Origin of the sequence: Pseudomonas sp. ADAK2 (genome assembly GCF_012935755.1) — a bacterium.
In the GTDB taxonomy this organism is placed as follows: domain Bacteria; phylum Pseudomonadota; class Gammaproteobacteria; order Pseudomonadales; family Pseudomonadaceae; genus Aquipseudomonas.
The window spans coordinates 6,992,956-7,008,085 of the sequence record NZ_CP052862.1 but is presented as its reverse complement, the minus strand read 5'-3'; the positions used below and the strand labels follow the sequence as shown (position 1 = coordinate 7,008,085).

The following is a 15,130-nucleotide window of genomic DNA, read 5'->3' as shown; positions in this document are numbered from 1 at the left end:
TTCTTTATTGAACGGGATGGACACTTACACTCCTGATTCCCGCTGATGCTGTTATATCCATTGAGTACACTTGATATGAATGACAACAAAGTCCTGGTCTTGCGCACGTGTGCCAATGACATGTCGGACCACGCTGGCCAGGTCTGGCCTGAAGCCGGGCCCGTGGTGTGCAAGCACTGGCAGCCCAGCAAAAAGCTCGAGAACGGCCTGGTTGGGCTGTTGTGGGGCGAGGGTTCTTCTACTCAGCTAAGTCTGCGAGCCGATGCCAGATGGATTGTGTGCGAAGTTGACGCGGCGCACATCATCAAACTTGAAGAAGACGGCATGATCAAGTTCCCGGAAGCGGAAGTTGTTCACACCGGCACTCAGGAAAGTGCAATCGATTATCTCTTAAAAAACATCGACAACTATGAAACTGCCAACACCACTGCAACTGAAATAATACTGGAATCATCCAATAAACCATTAAACCGCGAATTCGAAAGTCGCCGAGCGCAGGGATACAGCCCTTCCGGTATCGGCGCTAAAGTCGACGCTTCGCAAAAGTTCGAAACGGCTGTTTACGGCAGCACGCTGACCGGTGGCCATCAAAGTTATCTGCTGGCCGGTTATGGCAGCACTGAAACGGCGGGCGGCCAGAGTTCGTTGATTGCCGGCTACGGCAGCACCTTGACCGCCGCCGACAGCAGTTCGTTGACCGCAGGCTATGGCAGCACGGAAATGGCCGGCAACGACAGCGCGCTGATCGCCGGGTATGGCAGTACCCAGATCGCCGGCCAGAAAAGCACCCTGACCGCCGATTACGGCAGCACGCAAACCGCCCAGGACGACAGCACCCTCACCGCCGGTTATGGCAGCACGGCAACGGCAGGACGCGACAGCTCACTGACCGCAGGTTACGGCAGTACGCAGACCGCCAAGGATGGCAGCGCGCTCACGGCGGGCTATGGCAGCACTGAAACCGCCGGCGCGGAAAGCTCCTTGATCGCCGGTTATGGCAGCACGCAAACAGCGGGCCAGGACAGCACGCTGACGGCTGGCTACGGCAGCACCGCCACGGCTGGGTCGGAAAGCTCGCTGATCGCCGGTTACGGCAGTACCCAGACCGCCGGGCACGACAGCACGCTGACGGCGGGTTATGGCACCACGCAGACCGCTCAGGAAAGCAGTTCACTCACCGCCGGCTATGGCAGCACCGCCACCGCGGGTCACGACAGTTCATTGATCGCCGGTTATGGCAGCACGCAAACCGCTGGTTACGAAAGCACGTTGACCGCGGGCTACGGCAGCACCCAGACCGCGCAGGAAAGCAGCTCTCTTACGGCGGGCTATGGCAGCACCGGCACCGCCGGGTACGGTAGCTCGTTGATCGCCGGTTACGGCACGACCCAGACCGCCGGCTACGAAAGCAGCCTGACCGCCGGCTATGGCAGCACCCTCACCGCCCAGGAAAGCAGTTCACTCACCGCCGGCTACGGCAGCACCGAAACCGCCGGCGGCGACAGTTCGCTGATCGCCGGTTATGGCAGCACGCAAACCGCCGGGTACGACAGTACATTGACTGCGGGTTACGGCAGCACCCTCACTGCTCAGGACGGCAGTTCCCTCACGGCGGGTTATGGCACCACGGAAACTGCCGGGCATGAAAGTTCGCTGATCGCCGGCTACGGCAGCACGCAAACCGCCGGTCACGACAGCACACTGACGGCGGGCTACGGCAGCACCCTCACCGCCCGGGAACACAGCTCGCTCACCGCCGGCTATGGCAGCACCGAAACCGCCGGTTTCAAAAGCACCCTGACCGCAGGTTACGGCAGCACGCTGACCGCCCGGGAAAGCAGCGCGCTCACCGCCGGTTACGGCAGTACCGAAACCGCCGGCAGCGACAGCTCGCTGATCGCCGGTTATGGCAGCACGCAAACGGCTGGCTACGAAAGCACCCTGACGGCCGGTTACGGCAGCACCCTCACGGCCCAGGACAACAGCTCCCTTACCGCCGGCTATGGCAGCACCGAAACCGCCGGCTACGAAAGTTCGCTGATCGCCGGTTACGGCAGCACGCAAACCGCCGGGTACGACAGCACGTTGACAGCGGGTTACGGCAGTACCCTCACCGCTCAGCACAACAGCACCCTCACTGCCGGTTATGGCAGCACCGAAACCGCGGGCCAGGACAGTTCGTTGATCGCCGGCTACGGCAGCAGCTTGACCTCCGGCATCCGCAGCTTTCTCACGGCGGGATACGGCAGCACGCTGATCAGCGGCTTGCGCAGTGTATTGACGGCTGGTTATGGCAGCACGGAAACCGCCGGAGCGGAAAGCTCCTTGATCGCCGGTTATGGCAGCACGCAAACAGCGGGCCAGGACAGCACGCTGACGGCTGGCTACGGCAGCACCGCCACGGCTGGGTCGGAAAGCTCGCTGATCGCCGGTTACGGCAGTACCCAGACCGCCGGGCACGACAGCACGCTGACGGCGGGTTATGGCAGCACGCAAACCGCTCAGGAAAGCAGTTCACTCACCGCCGGCTATGGCAGCACCGCCACCGCGGGTCACGACAGTTCATTGATCGCCGGTTATGGCAGCACGCAAACCGCTGGTTACGAAAGCACGTTGACCGCGGGCTACGGCAGCACCCAGACCGCGCAGGAAAGCAGCTCACTCACGGCGGGCTATGGCAGCACCGGCACCGCCGGGTACGGTAGCTCGTTGATCGCCGGTTACGGCACGACCCAGACCGCCGGCTACGAAAGCAGCCTGACCGCCGGTTATGGCAGCACCCTCACCGCCCAGGAAAGCAGTTCACTCACCGCCGGCTACGGCAGCACCGAAACCGCCGGCGGCGACAGTTCATTGATCGCCGGTTATGGCAGCACGCAAACCGCCGGGTACGACAGTACGTTGACTGCGGGTTACGGCAGCACTCTCACTGCTCAGGACGGCAGCTCCCTCACGGCGGGTTATGGCACCACGGAAACTGCCGGGCATGAAAGTTCGCTGATCGCCGGCTACGGCAGCACGCAAACCGCCGGTCACGACAGCACACTGACGGCGGGCTACGGCAGCACCCTCACCGCCCAGGAACACAGCTCGCTCACCGCCGGCTACGGCAGCACCGAAACCGCCGGTTTCAAAAGCACCCTGACCGCAGGTTACGGCAGCACGCTGACCGCCCGGGAAAGCAGCGCGCTCACCGCCGGTTACGGCAGTACCGAAACCGCCGGCAGCGACAGCTCGCTGATCGCCGGTTATGGCAGCACGCAAACGGCTGGCTACGAAAGCACCCTGACGGCCGGTTACGGCAGCACCCTCACGGCCCAGGACAACAGCTCCCTTACCGCCGGCTATGGCAGCACCGAAACCGCCGGCTATGAAAGTTCGCTGATCGCCGGCTACGGCAGCACGCAAACCGCCGGGTACGACAGCACGTTGACAGCGGGTTACGGCAGTACCCTCACCGCTCAGCACAACAGCACCCTCACTGCCGGTTATGGCAGCACCGAAACCGCGGGCCAGGACAGTTCGTTGATCGCCGGCTACGGCAGCAGCTTGACCTCCGGCATCCGCAGCTTTCTCACGGCGGGATACGGCAGCACGTTGATCAGCGGCTTGCGCAGTGTATTGACGGCTGGTTATGGCAGCTCGCAAACCGCCGGTTACGAAAGCACGTTGACCGCCGGATACGGCAGCAACCAGATCGCCAGTCATCAAAGCTCCCTGATCGCCGGTCCCGGCAGCACGCAAATCGCCGGACACAAAAGCATGTTGATCGCCGGCAAGGACAGCTCACAAACCGCCGGTTATCGCAGCACGCTCATTGCCGGTGCCGGGAGCATCCAGACCGCAGGCGATCGCAGCAAATTGATCGCCGGCAAGGACAGCACGCAAATCGCCGGCGACCGCAGCAAGCTATTGGCGGGCAGCAACAGCCACCTCACGGCGGGTGATCGCAGCAAGTTGACGGCGGGGGATGACTGCACGTTGATGGGCGGCGATAAGAGCGTGTTGACGGCGGGCAAGAACAGCATTCTGGTGGGCGGTGCGCGCAGCAAACTGATTGGCAGCCTGGGTTCAACCCTGACCGGCGGCGAGAACGCGACGCTGATTTTTCGCTGCTGGAACGGCAAGCGCTACAAGAATGTCGTGGCGCGTACCGGCAAGGATGGCGTCGAGGCACATGTGCCTTATCAGGTGGATGAAGCGGACAACATCGTCACCAAACCCGATGAGTAACCCTCTAACCGTCATTGCACCGTTGTAGCAGCTGCCGAGCAACGCGAGGCTGCGTTCGGCCGCGAAGCCGTCGTCAAACCATGCACTGCGGTGTATCAGGAAAACCGCGTGCGCAGGATTTACGACGGCTTCGCCGCCGAACGCTGCCTCGCGTTGCTCGACAGCTGCTACAAGCGCCACCCTCAGATTGAGGGTGGCGTTTGCGACTTAGTAGCCCAGCGACAAACCGGTATTGCGGCGTGGATCGTTCGCGCCGTAGTAGCGGTTTTTGCCCACCGGTTTGCCGCCCAGCGAAGGCGCGCCGACCAGGATTGCCGCCACATGGTTGGCGTCCTGCGGCCCGGCAAATTTATGCCCCCAGCTTTCGAGCAGCTTCACCGTGTCCGGGCTGGTGGTGAAGGTCTCCAGGTTGGTCTCTTCCGGCAACCATTGCTGGTGGAAACGCGGCGCGTCCACGGCTTCCTGGATGTTCATGCCATAGTCGATCACGTTGAGGATGGTCAGCAACGTGGCGGTAATGATGCGGCTACCGCCCGGCGTCCCGACCACCATCACCACTTTGCCGTCCTTGGTGACGATGGTCGGGCTCATGGACGACAGTGGTGCCTTGCCGGGTGCGATGGCGTTGGCTTCCCCTTGCACCAGGCCGTACATGTTTGGCACGCCGATTTTCGAGGTGAAGTCGTCCATTTCGTCGTTGAGGATCACCCCGGTCTTGCTCGCCATGACGCCGGCGCCGAACCAGTCGTTGAGGGTGTAGGTCATCGACACCGCGTTGCCCCATTTATCGACGATGGAGAAATGCGTGGTGTTGCTGCCCTCATGCGGCGCTACGCCGGGTTTGATTTCCCGAGACACACCGGCCTTCTGCGGCTGGATCGCGGCGCGCAGTTTGGTGGCGTAGTTCTTGTCCAGCAGGTGAGCGATCGGATTCTTCACGAAATCCGGGTCGCCGAGGTAGCTGTTGCGGTCCACATAGGCGTGACGCATCGCTTCAATCTGGTAATGCATGCCCTGGGCCGAGTGATAACCCAAGTCCTTCATCGGATAGCCGTCGAGGATGTTCATGATCTCGCAGATCACCACCCCGCCAGAGCTTGGCGGTGGCGCCGAGACCACGTGGTAGCCGCGATAATCGCACTCCACCGGGGCCAGTTCGCGGGTCTTGTACTTGTCGAGGTCGGCCTGGGTGATGATGCCTTTGTTGGCCTGGCTGGAAGTGACGATGGCGTCGGCTACCCAACCTTTATAGAACCCATCGGCGCCCTTCTCGGAAATTTCCCGCAGGGTTTTGCCCAGGTCCTTTTGTATCAGTTTCTGCCCGACCTGCATTGGCTCGCCATTGCTCAGGAAAATCGAGCCGGAGTCGCGCATGTCCTTCTTGAACACGTCGGTGGCGGTTTCCAGCAGATCGACGTCGCCCTGCTCCAGGACGAAGCCTTCTTCGGCGAACTTGATCGCCGGGGCGATCACTTCCTTGCGCGGCTTGGTGCCGTATTTGCTCAGGGCCAGTTCCATGCCGGACACCGTGCCCGGCACGCCGACGGCCAGGTGACCACGGGTGCTCAGGTCCGGGACGACGTTACCGTCCTTGTCCAGGTACATGTTCGCCGTTGCGGCCAATGGCGCTTTTTCGCGGAAATCAAGGAAGGTCTTGCGCCCGTCCGCCAGTTGAATGGTCATGAAACCACCGCCGCCCAGGTTGCCCGCCGCGGGATAAACCACCGCCAGTGCATAGGCCACCGCGACCGCGGCATCCACGGCGTTACCGCCGTTCTTCAATTCATCCACGCCCACATGCGTGGCCAAGTGCTGGGCCGTGACTACCATGCCGTTTTCGGCAGCAACCGGCGCCACGGAGGCGGCGTAAGCACTGAGGCAGCTGAGCGCCAATGAGGTCGCCATCAGGGTTCTGGCAAAAGGTTCGAACTTCATGATTCGGTCTCTTTGTTGTTTTTAGGCTCTGCAATAACAGAGGGAACGCTTCAAGAGCAGTAGCCAGTATGGCTGGGATTGCGTATTGCGCCTCCCTGATCAGGCAGTATGCTGGCCCTCTGTTCAGCTGTTTTCGGAGTTCGCCGGCATGAGTTATACCTTCACCACCATGGCCTCCCCGGTCGGCGAGTTGAAGCTGGTCGCGAACGGTTCAAGACTGGCGGCCATCCTCTGGGAAAATGACAAACCGAACCGCGTGCGCCTCGGGCCGATGACTGAGGCGGCGGACAATCCGATCCTGTTGCGCACTGTTGAACAATTGCAGGAATACTTTGCCGGCACGCGCAATCAGTTCGATCTTGAGCTGGATTTCGCCGGCACGCAGTTTCAGAAAAAAGTCTGGCAGGCGCTGCTGACCATTCCGTTTGGCGAAACCCGCAGCTACAGCGAGATCGCCCAGCAGATCGGCAATCCCAGTGCGGTTCGCGCGGTGGGTGCGGCGAATGGCAAGAACCCGATTTCGATTGTGGCGCCGTGCCATCGGGTGATTGGCGCTTCGGGGAAATTGACGGGGTTTGCCGGGGGACTTGAGGCGAAGGAGCGGTTGCTGACGCTGGAAGGTTGCGAGTGGTCCGGGGCCAGCCGCACGGGTGAGCTGTTCTGACAGCACTAAAACGGTAGCCGTGTAGCAGCTGCCTCGCGGTGCTCGACAGCTGCTACACGGGTTGGCCGTCGTTCAAACCGGGGCGAAAATGTTTTTCATCGCCGCATACTGCAGCAGCATGATGGTTTTCGCGTCGCAGATTTCCCCACGATAAAACGCCTCAAGTGACTCATCAAACTTCCACTCCAGCACTTCGAGCTCTTCGGTTTCTTCCTCCAGCCCGCCGCCATCGCTGACTTTCGACGCCGCGTCATATTCGGCGATGAAGAAGTGCAGTTTTTCGGTGACCGAGCCGGGGCTCATGTACGACTCGAAGACTTTTTGCACATGGTGCACGCGATAGCCGGTTTCTTCTTCGGCTTCCGCGCGGATGCGTTCTTCGGGGTCGGCGCCTTCAAGCAGCCCCGCCGCCACTTCGATCAGCAAGCCATCGTGACCGTTGACGAACACCGGCAACCGAAACTGACGCGTCAGCACCACGGTTCTCTTTTCGCGGTTGAACAACAGGATCGCCGCGCCATTGCCACGGTCATAGACCTCGCGATTCTGACGCTGCCATTCGCCGTTATTGCGCTGATAGTCGAAGGTGATTTTCTTGAGCAGATACCAGTTGTCCGACAGCACCTGAGATTCGATGATGTTGACCCGTTCGGCTGTATTCGCCATCACAACGCATCCATTTTTTCGTGAGTGGAGGCGCATGGTAGACGAAAACCAAAAAGCCCGGCATCTCTGCCGGGCTTCTTTTTACCGCTGGTTGGCGGCTTCAGGCGCCGCGAGCTCATCCTCGTGGGAGGCGAGTCGCTTGCCGTTGATCAACGGCCCATAGCGACGGCTGAACTCCCAGTTGTACGGGACGTGGTCCTTGTTGACACCATTGTCCCAGTTCACCGACCAGGTCATCAGGCCCTTGATCGACAGCCCTTTGGCGTCGAGACGCTTGAAGGCGTTCACCACTGCCGCCGGATTGATCACGTAACCGGTGGCTGCCGCGTCGACGTTGGCGGGCAGGCCGATGACGAATTTGTCCGCCGGGATTTTGGTAAAGCCGCGAGTACCGCTCACCAGACTTTCGGTCAGGTAAAACAGGAAGTCCTCTTTCATCGCGTCATTGTTCTGCGCAATCCAGGCGCCGTTGCCATTATTGGCTTCCTGTACCCAGATCCCGTCGCCGCCCTGGTTGTAGTACTGCGGGGCGATGAAGTCGTAATAGCCTTCCAGCGCCTGAATGTAACCGACGTATTTGCCGGCGGTGGTCAGGTAGGGAAACTCCGGGGCCATGCTGATGATGAAGTGCTTGCCTTCTCCGGCGTAGTGGTCCTTGACCAGTTTTAGCGCGGCGGGCAGGACGGTCTTGTTGTCGGCAAAATCAATCGCGCTCTGTTCAAGATCGATGTCCAGCCCATCAAAACCGTAGGTTTCCACCAGACGGATGATTTCGTTGGCCAGCGGCTGTTCGTTGCCTTTGTGCAGCTCGATGTGCGCGTCGGCGCCACCGAGGGAAATCAGCACCGCCCGGCCCTGACTGTTGAGCACGCCAACTTGGCGGCGGAACTCGGTGTCGGACAAGTTGTACGGCTTGAAGGTCGGGATGCCGTTGCCCTTCATGAAGGCCACGGCCACCACGTTGTAATCCTTGGGCACATCTTGCAGGGCGATGTTGGCGAACTGGCCACGCTGGTAACCGTCACTCGGACCGGCAGGCCAGTTGTGCCAGAAACCCATGAGGATCTTTTTGCCGGCAATGCTCGGCATCAACGAAGCGGCGTCGCTGACAACGGATTTCAATAACGTGAAGTCGAATTTTGACATGTTCTATTCCTTCAGAACGTAGGGGGGATTAACGCTGCGAGTTACTTGAAGTCCACGTCGAACGCTTGGTAGAAGGCGTTGCCGGTATTGGCCACGATCCACACCAGCACGAGGACGTGATGGCCCTTTTTGTTACCGGGCAATTTCACTTCGTGGTTGACCTTGGCCTTCATCTCGGCGGAATGGCTGTAGTACGGAACTTGGGTATAGAAGTCGTCGAAGAACGATTTCGGCTCCAGTTGCGCACGGCTGATGCGCTGTTTCGGGTCCCAGCCATCCTTGGTGATGAACCAGCTGTAGCCACGGGTGACGTGAGGCGCGGTGTATTCCCAGGTGACTTTGAAGGTCTGGCCCGGGTCGACGTTCAGCAGCGGCCAGGCGAACGGACGGTTGAGCTTTTTGCTCAGTTCCTCGTTGGTGAAGTTGATGCAATCACGGGCGTCGACCTTGCCGCCGCTGAGGATATGGCCGTCGGCCGGTGGCACGTCACTGGCGCTGTCGGTTTGATACGGCGCCGGGAACGGGCCGGCGACCAGCGACGGGAAGTTCTTGCCACCTTCCATTTCGTTGACTTGCCAGGTGCCCAGCAGTCCCAGCTCGACGGCCACCGCGCCGCGGCTGGATGGGGAGGTGACACGACCGTGTCGCAGTTCGGGTTGAGTCAGTGGTTTGTTCATGTTTTTCACTCCGTTGATTTAAGAACTCTCCTTCCTGCGGAGAGGCCTTCAACCTAACGGAGCTGCTTTTTTTGTCCACCGACGCATTTGACGCTCAGGGTGATGCCTGGCGGGTCAGTGCTCGCAAATACTGGATGCATATCCAGTATTCCAAGCCAAATCCTACGCCCCCTGTAGCAGAAGGCCTACACCGCAAGCTTGTGATCCGGCGCTTCGCGCTTCAAGAAAGCTGTGCCTTGTATTCCTTTTCATATTGGCCGGCGAGGGCTTCTTTCTGCTGCTCGTCAAGCAACTTGCCGGCCATCTGGAAGAACTTCTGTTCTTCTTCCTTCAAGTGGTGATGGACCTTCTCCGACAGTTTCTTCGCGGTAGCCAGCCACGCCGGGCTGGACATCTCGGTCTCATCCAGGAACTCCATCATTTCGTCCATTTCATGGTGTTCGGAAATGGCGTGACGGCTCAGGTCGACACCGTTGTCGAACTCCATCAGCGGGATGTAGAAATGCCGCTCCTCGGCGGTTTCGTGGGCCTGGAGCTCGGCCTTGAGCTGTTTGTAGGCCTCGACCCGCTCCGGGGTGTCGCCGCTGGTCTGGATCAGTGCATCGGCGTAACCGCGCTGGCGGTCGTGGCTTTCGCGCAAGGCTTCGAAAATATTCATGGGCTGTCCTCATGGCCGCGTTCAGGAAATGACGCTCTTGAGGCTAGACACCTGCGCGCGAGCGGCGGTTCCACCGGTGTTCGGGGATGGAACAATGACGAGGCGCCGGATAATCTCCGGGTTCACCGCCATAAGGACATAGCCATGACATTGCGTATCGAACGCTCGCAGGACCCGACCAACGAAGAACGCGAGGCAATCCTCGCACCGTTGCGTCTCTATAACGCCGCGCAAGCGGGGCCAGCCAGTCCGCAACCGATTGCGTTGCTGGTGCGTGACGACAAGGGCGAGATTCTTGGCGGGCTTTATGGCCGGGTGTTTTATCAGTGGCTGTTTATCGAGTTGCTGTCCGTGCCGGAACAGGCTCGGGGACAGGGCTTGGGCTCGACACTGATGCACATGGCCGAAGAGCTGGCGCGGGAGAAGGAATGCGTGGGGATCTGGCTCGACACCTTCGATTTCCAGGCACCGGATTTCTACAAAAAACTGGGCTATCGCGAATTCGGCCACATCGCTGATTATCCGCCGGGGCACCAGCGCCACTTCTTACAGAAGCGCCTGACGCCGGCGTAATGCACAAGCTTCTGTAGGAGCGAGCGGTGCGACGATCCGACTTGCCCGCGAAGGCGGCAGAACATACATACCGCGTTATCGTTCTTCGCGAGCAAGCTTCGCTCCTACAGAAAATCCACTGCTACAAACAGGTCGCCAACGCCGCCAACCGGCGCTTGGCCACGAAATCATCGTGCTGCGCGTAGTAATTCAACTCGGTTCCGGAAGCATCGCTGCTCAAGTCCACGAAGGACTCCGCCGAACGCGTATAAACCGTCGAACCGCCCTTCTTGCCCGGTTGCAGATAAGCCCCGGCATCCACTCCGAACACCGCTTCGTCCTGCCAGGCGAATTGCACGCACTGGGCAACGACTTTTTCCGGTTTGTCCGAGTTCAAGACTTTGGTCGGGGCCTTGGTGCGGGAGTCATCCATCGCCGAGCCGGCGCATCCCGCCAGCAGGGTGGCGGCCAGCGCCACCATCAGAATTCGCATTGTGTTCGCTCATCAATAAAAAGCGGACTGTATCACCGTGGCGCGGCGTATCGTTCTGCTTTACTTCATTTATAGCGCGACACCACGTGACGATTCGCGCACCCTGTCGCGCATTAAACAGCGCACATGACATCTTTTTCTGGAAATCCACATGACACCCAACGCCGAATACTACAAACCGACCGCCGAATACGCTGACAAGCTGATCAGCCAGATCGGTCAGACCCCGTCCTGGATCGCCAAGCGCATCGGCGTCACCGACAAGCGGATTCGCTACATCCTCGACGGCGAAAGAACCGTCAAGGGCGAAACCACGCCGATCCAGATGACCTACCCCGAGCAATTCGCCCTCGAGTGCCTGGCCGCCGCGGCCAAGGCCAAGAAGCAGTCTTCGTAACCCGGCCTTCAAGGAGCGACCATGGCAGCCACCGAACAGCAACACGAGCAGGCGCTGAAGAAGTTTCTCGATGAGCGCCCCGAGCTGCGTCACGAACTCGACAACCTCAACCCGCTGCTCGCCCAGGCCAAGGGTGAAACCCCGGCCCAATACCGCGACGAGCGCTTGCACGAAGCCTTCGAAGCCGAGGCCGAGCGCCTGGATTTGTTCGCCTGGGAACTGACCCTGCAACTGACCGCCGCCACCGCCGAGGACTATCAGGCCCAGCGCATGGAAGTGCATAAGGAAGTGGCGGAAATGGCCGGCATGGACTGGCTGGACTATTGCGAGTTATATGGATTGAGCAAGTGACCATTACGGTCGCTGCCTGAGGACGACCTGCCCCGATGCTGCCATCCGCCTCCTCCCACCGGGCCAGCCCCGGTCATCTGCATGTCCAGAAATGGCGCGGGCGCATCGGCATGTCGCTGGTGGCCGCACTGTCGGTGCTCGCCGGCATGACCGACGCCATCGGCTTCATGGCCAGCGGCGACTTTGTCTCGTTCATGAGCGGCAACACCACCCGGCTCGCTGTCGCGATCAGCGATGGCGACCTGGGGCTGACATTGCGCCTGTTGATCCTGGTGGCGACATTCATCATCGGTAATGCGCTGGGCATTGTCGTCAGCCGACTCGGTGGGCGCCGGGCATTGCCGTTGCTGCTGTGCATCGCCACCCTGCTTTGCGGCGCGGCTGCCTGGCCCTATGACGACCAACTGCCGGCGCTGCTGGCAGCGATCATCGCCATGGGCATGCTCAATGCCGCTGTGGAAGAAGTGAACGGACTGCCGGTCGGCCTGACCTACGTCACCGGCGCCCTCTCGCGTTTCGGCCGTGGCCTGGGGCGCTGGCTGCTGGGCGAGCGGCGCAACGGCTGGCGAGTCCAGCTGATTCCCTGGACCGGCATGTTCGCCGGCGCGGTACTCGGTGCGGTGCTGGAACATCACTTGGGGCTCAAAGCGCTGTTTGTCAGCGGTTTGCTGGCGGGATTGATCGGGTTGCTGTCGTTGAAAATCCCGCGGCGCTGGCAATTGGGCTACATGCCGCGCTGACACAATGATCGTTCCCACGCTCCGCGTGGGAATGCAGCCCGGGACGCTCTGCGTCCCATTGGAACGCGGAGCGTCCCTTGAGGCATTCCCACGCGGAGCGTGGGAACGATCAGCGAGAGGGAAATCGCCCTTCGCCGCTCCGGCGATAAAGCTTTATCATGGCCGCAGTTTTGCTGATCGAGTCCGTCATGAAGTTCGCCATCGCGCTGTTTTCCGCCGCCCATGCGCCCTCCTCGCGCCGTGCCTTGCTGTTCGCCCAGGCCGCGCTGGCCGGCGGGCATGAGATTGTCCGGCTGTTTTTCTATCAGGACGGCGTCTACAACGCGTCCGGCAGCGTGGTTACGCCCCAGGACGAACAAGACCTGCCCAAGCAATGGCGGGCGTTTGTTGCCGAGCATCAACTGGACGGCGTGGTGTGCATCGCGGCGGCCTTGCGCCGTGGCGTGTTGAACGACGAAGAGGCCAAGCGTTACCAGCGCGAAGCGGTCGCCGTCGGCGCACCGTGGGAATTGTCGGGCCTGGGCCAGTTGCATGACGCGGTGCAGGATGCCGACCGCCTGATCTGTTTCGGAGGCGCTTGAGATGGCTAAATCCTTATTGGTGATCAGCCGCCAGGCACCGTGGTCCGGGCCGAGTGCGCGGGAAGCGCTGGACATCGTGCTGGCCGGCGGCGCGTTCGACCTGCCGATCGGCCTGCTGTTTCTCGATGACGGTGTATTGCAACTCGCCGCGAGTCAGGACGCCAAGGCCCTGCAACAAAAAGACCTGAGTGCCAACCTGCAAGCCTTGCCGATGTTCGGTGTCGAAGACCTGTTTGTCTGCGCCGACAGCGCCGCCGAACGCGGCCTGGACCCGGCCGGTCTGGCGCTGGAAGAAGCTCAGGTGTTGTCCGCCGCCGAAATCACCGCCCTTATCGACCGTTATGACCAGGTGATCACCCTCTGATGTCGACTTTGCATGTGTTGTCTCATTCCCCGTTCGGCGACGACCGCCTGAGCAGCTGCCTGCGCGTGATCGGCGCCGATGATGCGCTGTTGCTGTCTGGCGACGCGGCGTACGCCTTGCAGCCCGGCACCGTGCCGTTCAACGCGCTGAACACTCGCGGCCTCAAGCTGTTCGTGCTGGCCGAAGACGCCCAGGCCCGCGCACTGAATGTTCCGGACTGGGCCGAAGCCATCGATTACCCGGCCTTCGTCGAACTGTCGATTCACTACGACAAGGTCAACAGTTGGCTATGAATTCCCTGACCGTCGGCGCCCGCGTCATCGAGCTGGACAAGGACGGTTTCCTGGTCGAACTGAGCGACTGGTCCACCGACGTGGCCAGCGCCCTCGCCGCTGCCGAAGACATCGAGTTGAGCCCCGAGCACTGGGAAATCCTCGAACTGCTGCGGCGGTTCTACGCCGAATTCCAGTTGTCCCCGGCGACCCGCCCGCTGATCAAGTACACCGCGTTGAAGCTCGGCCCGGAAAAAGGCAACAGCCTGCACCTGAACCGACTGTTCAAAGGCACCCCTGCCAAACTCGCCGCAAAACTGGCGGGCCTGCCCAAACCGACGAATTGCTTATGACCGACTATCCAGCACTGACCCTTGAAACGCCTGCCGAGCACCCGTTCGCCCAGTTCGTGCGAATCCTTGGCAAAGGCAAACGCGGTGCCCGCGATCTGACCCGTGAAGAAGCTCGGGAAGCCATGGGCTTCGTGCTGGACGACAAAGTCGAGGACACCCAGCTCGGTGCGTTCCTGATGCTCTTGCGGCACAAGGAAGAAAGCGCCGAGGAGATGGCCGGTTTCACCGAAGCCTTGCGTGAACGCCTGAAGGCGCCGGCCTTAAAGGTCGATCTCGACTGGCCGACCTACGCCGGCAAGAAACGTCACCTGCCCTGGTTCCTGCTGGCAGCCAAGTGCCTGGCGCAGAACGGTGTGCGGATTTTCATGCATGGCGGCGGCGCGCACACGGCCGGTCGGCTGTACAGCGAGCAATTGCTGAATGAGTTGAACATCCCGCTGTGCCGCAACTGGCAGCAGGTTGGCGATGCGCTGGATAACGGCGGCTTGGCGTTCATGCCTTTGGTGGATTGGGCACCGCAACTGCAACGGATGATCGACCTGCGCAACACCCTGGGCCTGCGTTCGCCGATCCATTCCCTCACGCGGATCCTCAATCCGCTGGGCGCGCGCTGTGGCTTGCAAAGCATTTTCCATCCGGGTTACCAGGCTGTGCATCGCGACGCCAGCGGCTTGCTCGGCGACACCGCGATTGTGGTCAAAGGTGACGGCGGCGAAATCGAGATCAACCCGGACGCCGACAGTCACCTGTACGGCACTGCTGGCGGTGAAAGCTGGGATGAGGAATGGCCGCAGTTGTCGGCGCAGCGCCACGTTAAACCGGCGACCCTCGACCCTGAACACTTGAAAGCCGTGTGGCGCGGTGAGGTGGTCGACAGCTACCCGCAAATGGCGCTGATTTCGACCATGGCCCTGGCCTTGCGCGGCCTCGGTCAGACCCGCGAGCAAGCGTTCGAAACCGCCCAGCACTATTGGGATGCCCGGAATAGATCGATTTAACCGATCATAAAGGCGCAACCTTTGCGCTTTTTGTTCGAACTCATGCGCAT

At 60.9% G+C, this 15,130-nt stretch carries 16 protein-coding genes and 1 pseudogene; 11 read left to right on the top strand and 6 right to left on the bottom strand.

Annotated features, from left to right (window positions below):
* The first annotated feature begins 75 nt into the window (after positions 1-75).
* Positions 76-4,233, top strand: coding sequence for a beta strand repeat-containing protein (locus HKK52_RS31975; protein ID WP_169374061.1), 4,158 nt, complete (start codon positions 76-78; stop codon positions 4,231-4,233).
* A 207-nt stretch (positions 4,234-4,440) separates the two neighbouring features.
* On the opposite strand, the gene ggt is transcribed toward HKK52_RS31975, so the two are convergent.
* Positions 4,441-6,168 carry a gamma-glutamyltransferase gene (gene ggt, locus HKK52_RS31970; protein ID WP_169374060.1) on the bottom strand — a complete coding sequence of 576 codons (1,728 nt, stop codon included), beginning with the start codon at positions 6,166-6,168 and terminating at the stop codon, positions 4,441-4,443.
* A 148-nt stretch (positions 6,169-6,316) separates the two neighbouring features.
* On the opposite strand from ggt, the gene HKK52_RS31965 reads away from it, so the two are divergent.
* Positions 6,317-6,832, top strand: a complete 516-nt coding sequence (locus HKK52_RS31965) for a methylated-DNA--[protein]-cysteine S-methyltransferase (RefSeq protein ID WP_169374059.1) — start codon at positions 6,317-6,319, stop codon at positions 6,830-6,832.
* 72 nt (positions 6,833-6,904) lie between these two features.
* On the opposite strand, the gene HKK52_RS31960 is transcribed toward HKK52_RS31965, so the two are convergent.
* The 4 genes and pseudogenes from HKK52_RS31960 to HKK52_RS31945 form a co-directional block, all read right to left on the bottom strand.
* Positions 6,905-7,498 (bottom strand): NUDIX domain-containing protein, encoded by a 594-nt coding sequence (locus HKK52_RS31960; protein WP_169374058.1) that lies wholly within the window; start codon positions 7,496-7,498, stop codon positions 6,905-6,907.
* A gap of 144 nt (positions 7,499-7,642) precedes the next feature.
* A pseudogene (locus tag HKK52_RS31955) lies at positions 7,643-8,644 on the bottom strand (chitinase); the annotation flags it as partial.
* A 41-nt stretch (positions 8,645-8,685) separates the two neighbouring features.
* Complete coding sequence (locus HKK52_RS31950) at positions 8,686-9,321, bottom strand: lytic polysaccharide monooxygenase auxiliary activity family 9 protein (RefSeq protein WP_169374056.1); 636 nt, start codon at positions 9,319-9,321, stop codon at positions 8,686-8,688.
* 220 nt (positions 9,322-9,541) lie between these two features.
* A complete protein-coding gene (locus tag HKK52_RS31945; protein ID WP_169374055.1) occupies positions 9,542-9,979 on the bottom strand; it encodes a hemerythrin domain-containing protein in 438 nt (145 codons plus the stop codon).
* A 144-nt stretch (positions 9,980-10,123) separates the two neighbouring features.
* Here HKK52_RS31945 and HKK52_RS31940 point away from each other — a divergent pair, with 144 nt between their 5' ends.
* The gene (locus tag HKK52_RS31940) at positions 10,124-10,552 is read left to right on the top strand and encodes a GNAT family N-acetyltransferase (RefSeq protein WP_169374054.1); all 429 of its coding nucleotides are present in this window, start codon (positions 10,124-10,126) and stop codon (positions 10,550-10,552) included.
* A 121-nt stretch (positions 10,553-10,673) separates the two neighbouring features.
* On the opposite strand, the gene HKK52_RS31935 is transcribed toward HKK52_RS31940, so the two are convergent.
* Entirely contained in the window at positions 10,674-11,024 is a 351-nt protein-coding gene (locus tag HKK52_RS31935) for a hypothetical protein (protein ID WP_169374053.1), read from the bottom strand.
* 151 nt (positions 11,025-11,175) lie between these two features.
* On the opposite strand from HKK52_RS31935, the gene HKK52_RS31930 reads away from it, so the two are divergent.
* The 8 genes from HKK52_RS31930 (at position 11,176) to HKK52_RS31895 (ending at position 15,080) form a co-directional block, all read left to right on the top strand.
* The gene (locus HKK52_RS31930) at positions 11,176-11,421 is read left to right on the top strand and encodes a hypothetical protein (protein ID WP_169374052.1); all 246 of its coding nucleotides are present in this window, start codon (positions 11,176-11,178) and stop codon (positions 11,419-11,421) included.
* 21 nt (positions 11,422-11,442) lie between these two features.
* Complete coding sequence (locus HKK52_RS31925; protein WP_169374051.1) at positions 11,443-11,772, top strand: DUF6388 family protein; 330 nt, start codon at positions 11,443-11,445, stop codon at positions 11,770-11,772.
* A 35-nt stretch (positions 11,773-11,807) separates the two neighbouring features.
* Entirely contained in the window at positions 11,808-12,512 is a 705-nt protein-coding gene (locus tag HKK52_RS31920) for a YoaK family protein (RefSeq protein ID WP_169374050.1), read from the top strand.
* 188 nt (positions 12,513-12,700) lie between these two features.
* Positions 12,701-13,093 (top strand): sulfurtransferase complex subunit TusD, encoded by a 393-nt coding sequence (gene tusD, locus HKK52_RS31915; protein WP_054614132.1) that lies wholly within the window; start codon positions 12,701-12,703, stop codon positions 13,091-13,093.
* A 1-nt stretch (position 13,094) separates the two neighbouring features.
* Complete coding sequence (gene tusC, locus HKK52_RS31910; protein WP_169374049.1) at positions 13,095-13,457, top strand: sulfurtransferase complex subunit TusC; 363 nt, start codon at positions 13,095-13,097, stop codon at positions 13,455-13,457.
* A complete protein-coding gene (gene tusB, locus HKK52_RS31905; protein WP_169374048.1) occupies positions 13,457-13,750 on the top strand; it encodes a sulfurtransferase complex subunit TusB in 294 nt (97 codons plus the stop codon). The genes tusC and tusB overlap by 1 nt, the downstream gene beginning before the upstream one ends.
* The gene (locus HKK52_RS31900) at positions 13,747-14,082 is read left to right on the top strand and encodes a TusE/DsrC/DsvC family sulfur relay protein (RefSeq protein WP_169374047.1); all 336 of its coding nucleotides are present in this window, start codon (positions 13,747-13,749) and stop codon (positions 14,080-14,082) included. The genes tusB and HKK52_RS31900 overlap by 4 nt, the downstream gene beginning before the upstream one ends.
* Positions 14,079-15,080 (top strand): glycosyl transferase family protein, encoded by a 1,002-nt coding sequence (locus HKK52_RS31895; RefSeq protein ID WP_169374046.1) that lies wholly within the window; start codon positions 14,079-14,081, stop codon positions 15,078-15,080. Before HKK52_RS31900 ends, HKK52_RS31895 begins: the two co-directional genes overlap by 4 nt.
* Positions 15,081-15,130: the final 50 nt, after the last annotated feature.

What these genes read in the sequence shown, in the direction of transcription:
- HKK52_RS31975 (WP_169374061.1), top strand. Translation starts at nt 76, where the DNA reads ATGAATGACAACAAAGTCCTGGTCTTGCGCACGTGTGCCAATGACATG.
- ggt (WP_169374060.1), bottom strand. Translation starts at nt 6,168, where the DNA reads ATGAAGTTCGAACCTTTTGCCAGAACCCTGATGGCGACCTCATTGGCG.
- HKK52_RS31965 (WP_169374059.1), top strand. Translation starts at nt 6,317, where the DNA reads ATGAGTTATACCTTCACCACCATGGCCTCCCCGGTCGGCGAGTTGAAG.
- HKK52_RS31960 (WP_169374058.1), bottom strand. Translation starts at nt 7,498, where the DNA reads ATGGCGAATACAGCCGAACGGGTCAACATCATCGAATCTCAGGTGCTG.
- HKK52_RS31950 (WP_169374056.1), bottom strand. Translation starts at nt 9,321, where the DNA reads ATGAACAAACCACTGACTCAACCCGAACTGCGACACGGTCGTGTCACC.
- HKK52_RS31945 (WP_169374055.1), bottom strand. Translation starts at nt 9,979, where the DNA reads ATGAATATTTTCGAAGCCTTGCGCGAAAGCCACGACCGCCAGCGCGGT.
- HKK52_RS31940 (WP_169374054.1), top strand. Translation starts at nt 10,124, where the DNA reads ATGACATTGCGTATCGAACGCTCGCAGGACCCGACCAACGAAGAACGC.
- HKK52_RS31935 (WP_169374053.1), bottom strand. Translation starts at nt 11,024, where the DNA reads ATGCGAATTCTGATGGTGGCGCTGGCCGCCACCCTGCTGGCGGGATGC.
- HKK52_RS31930 (WP_169374052.1), top strand. Translation starts at nt 11,176, where the DNA reads ATGACACCCAACGCCGAATACTACAAACCGACCGCCGAATACGCTGAC.
- HKK52_RS31925 (WP_169374051.1), top strand. Translation starts at nt 11,443, where the DNA reads ATGGCAGCCACCGAACAGCAACACGAGCAGGCGCTGAAGAAGTTTCTC.
- HKK52_RS31920 (WP_169374050.1), top strand. Translation starts at nt 11,808, where the DNA reads ATGCTGCCATCCGCCTCCTCCCACCGGGCCAGCCCCGGTCATCTGCAT.
- tusD (WP_054614132.1), top strand. Translation starts at nt 12,701, where the DNA reads ATGAAGTTCGCCATCGCGCTGTTTTCCGCCGCCCATGCGCCCTCCTCG.
- tusC (WP_169374049.1), top strand. Translation starts at nt 13,095, where the DNA reads ATGGCTAAATCCTTATTGGTGATCAGCCGCCAGGCACCGTGGTCCGGG.
- tusB (WP_169374048.1), top strand. Translation starts at nt 13,457, where the DNA reads ATGTCGACTTTGCATGTGTTGTCTCATTCCCCGTTCGGCGACGACCGC.
- HKK52_RS31900 (WP_169374047.1), top strand. Translation starts at nt 13,747, where the DNA reads ATGAATTCCCTGACCGTCGGCGCCCGCGTCATCGAGCTGGACAAGGAC.
- HKK52_RS31895 (WP_169374046.1), top strand. Translation starts at nt 14,079, where the DNA reads ATGACCGACTATCCAGCACTGACCCTTGAAACGCCTGCCGAGCACCCG.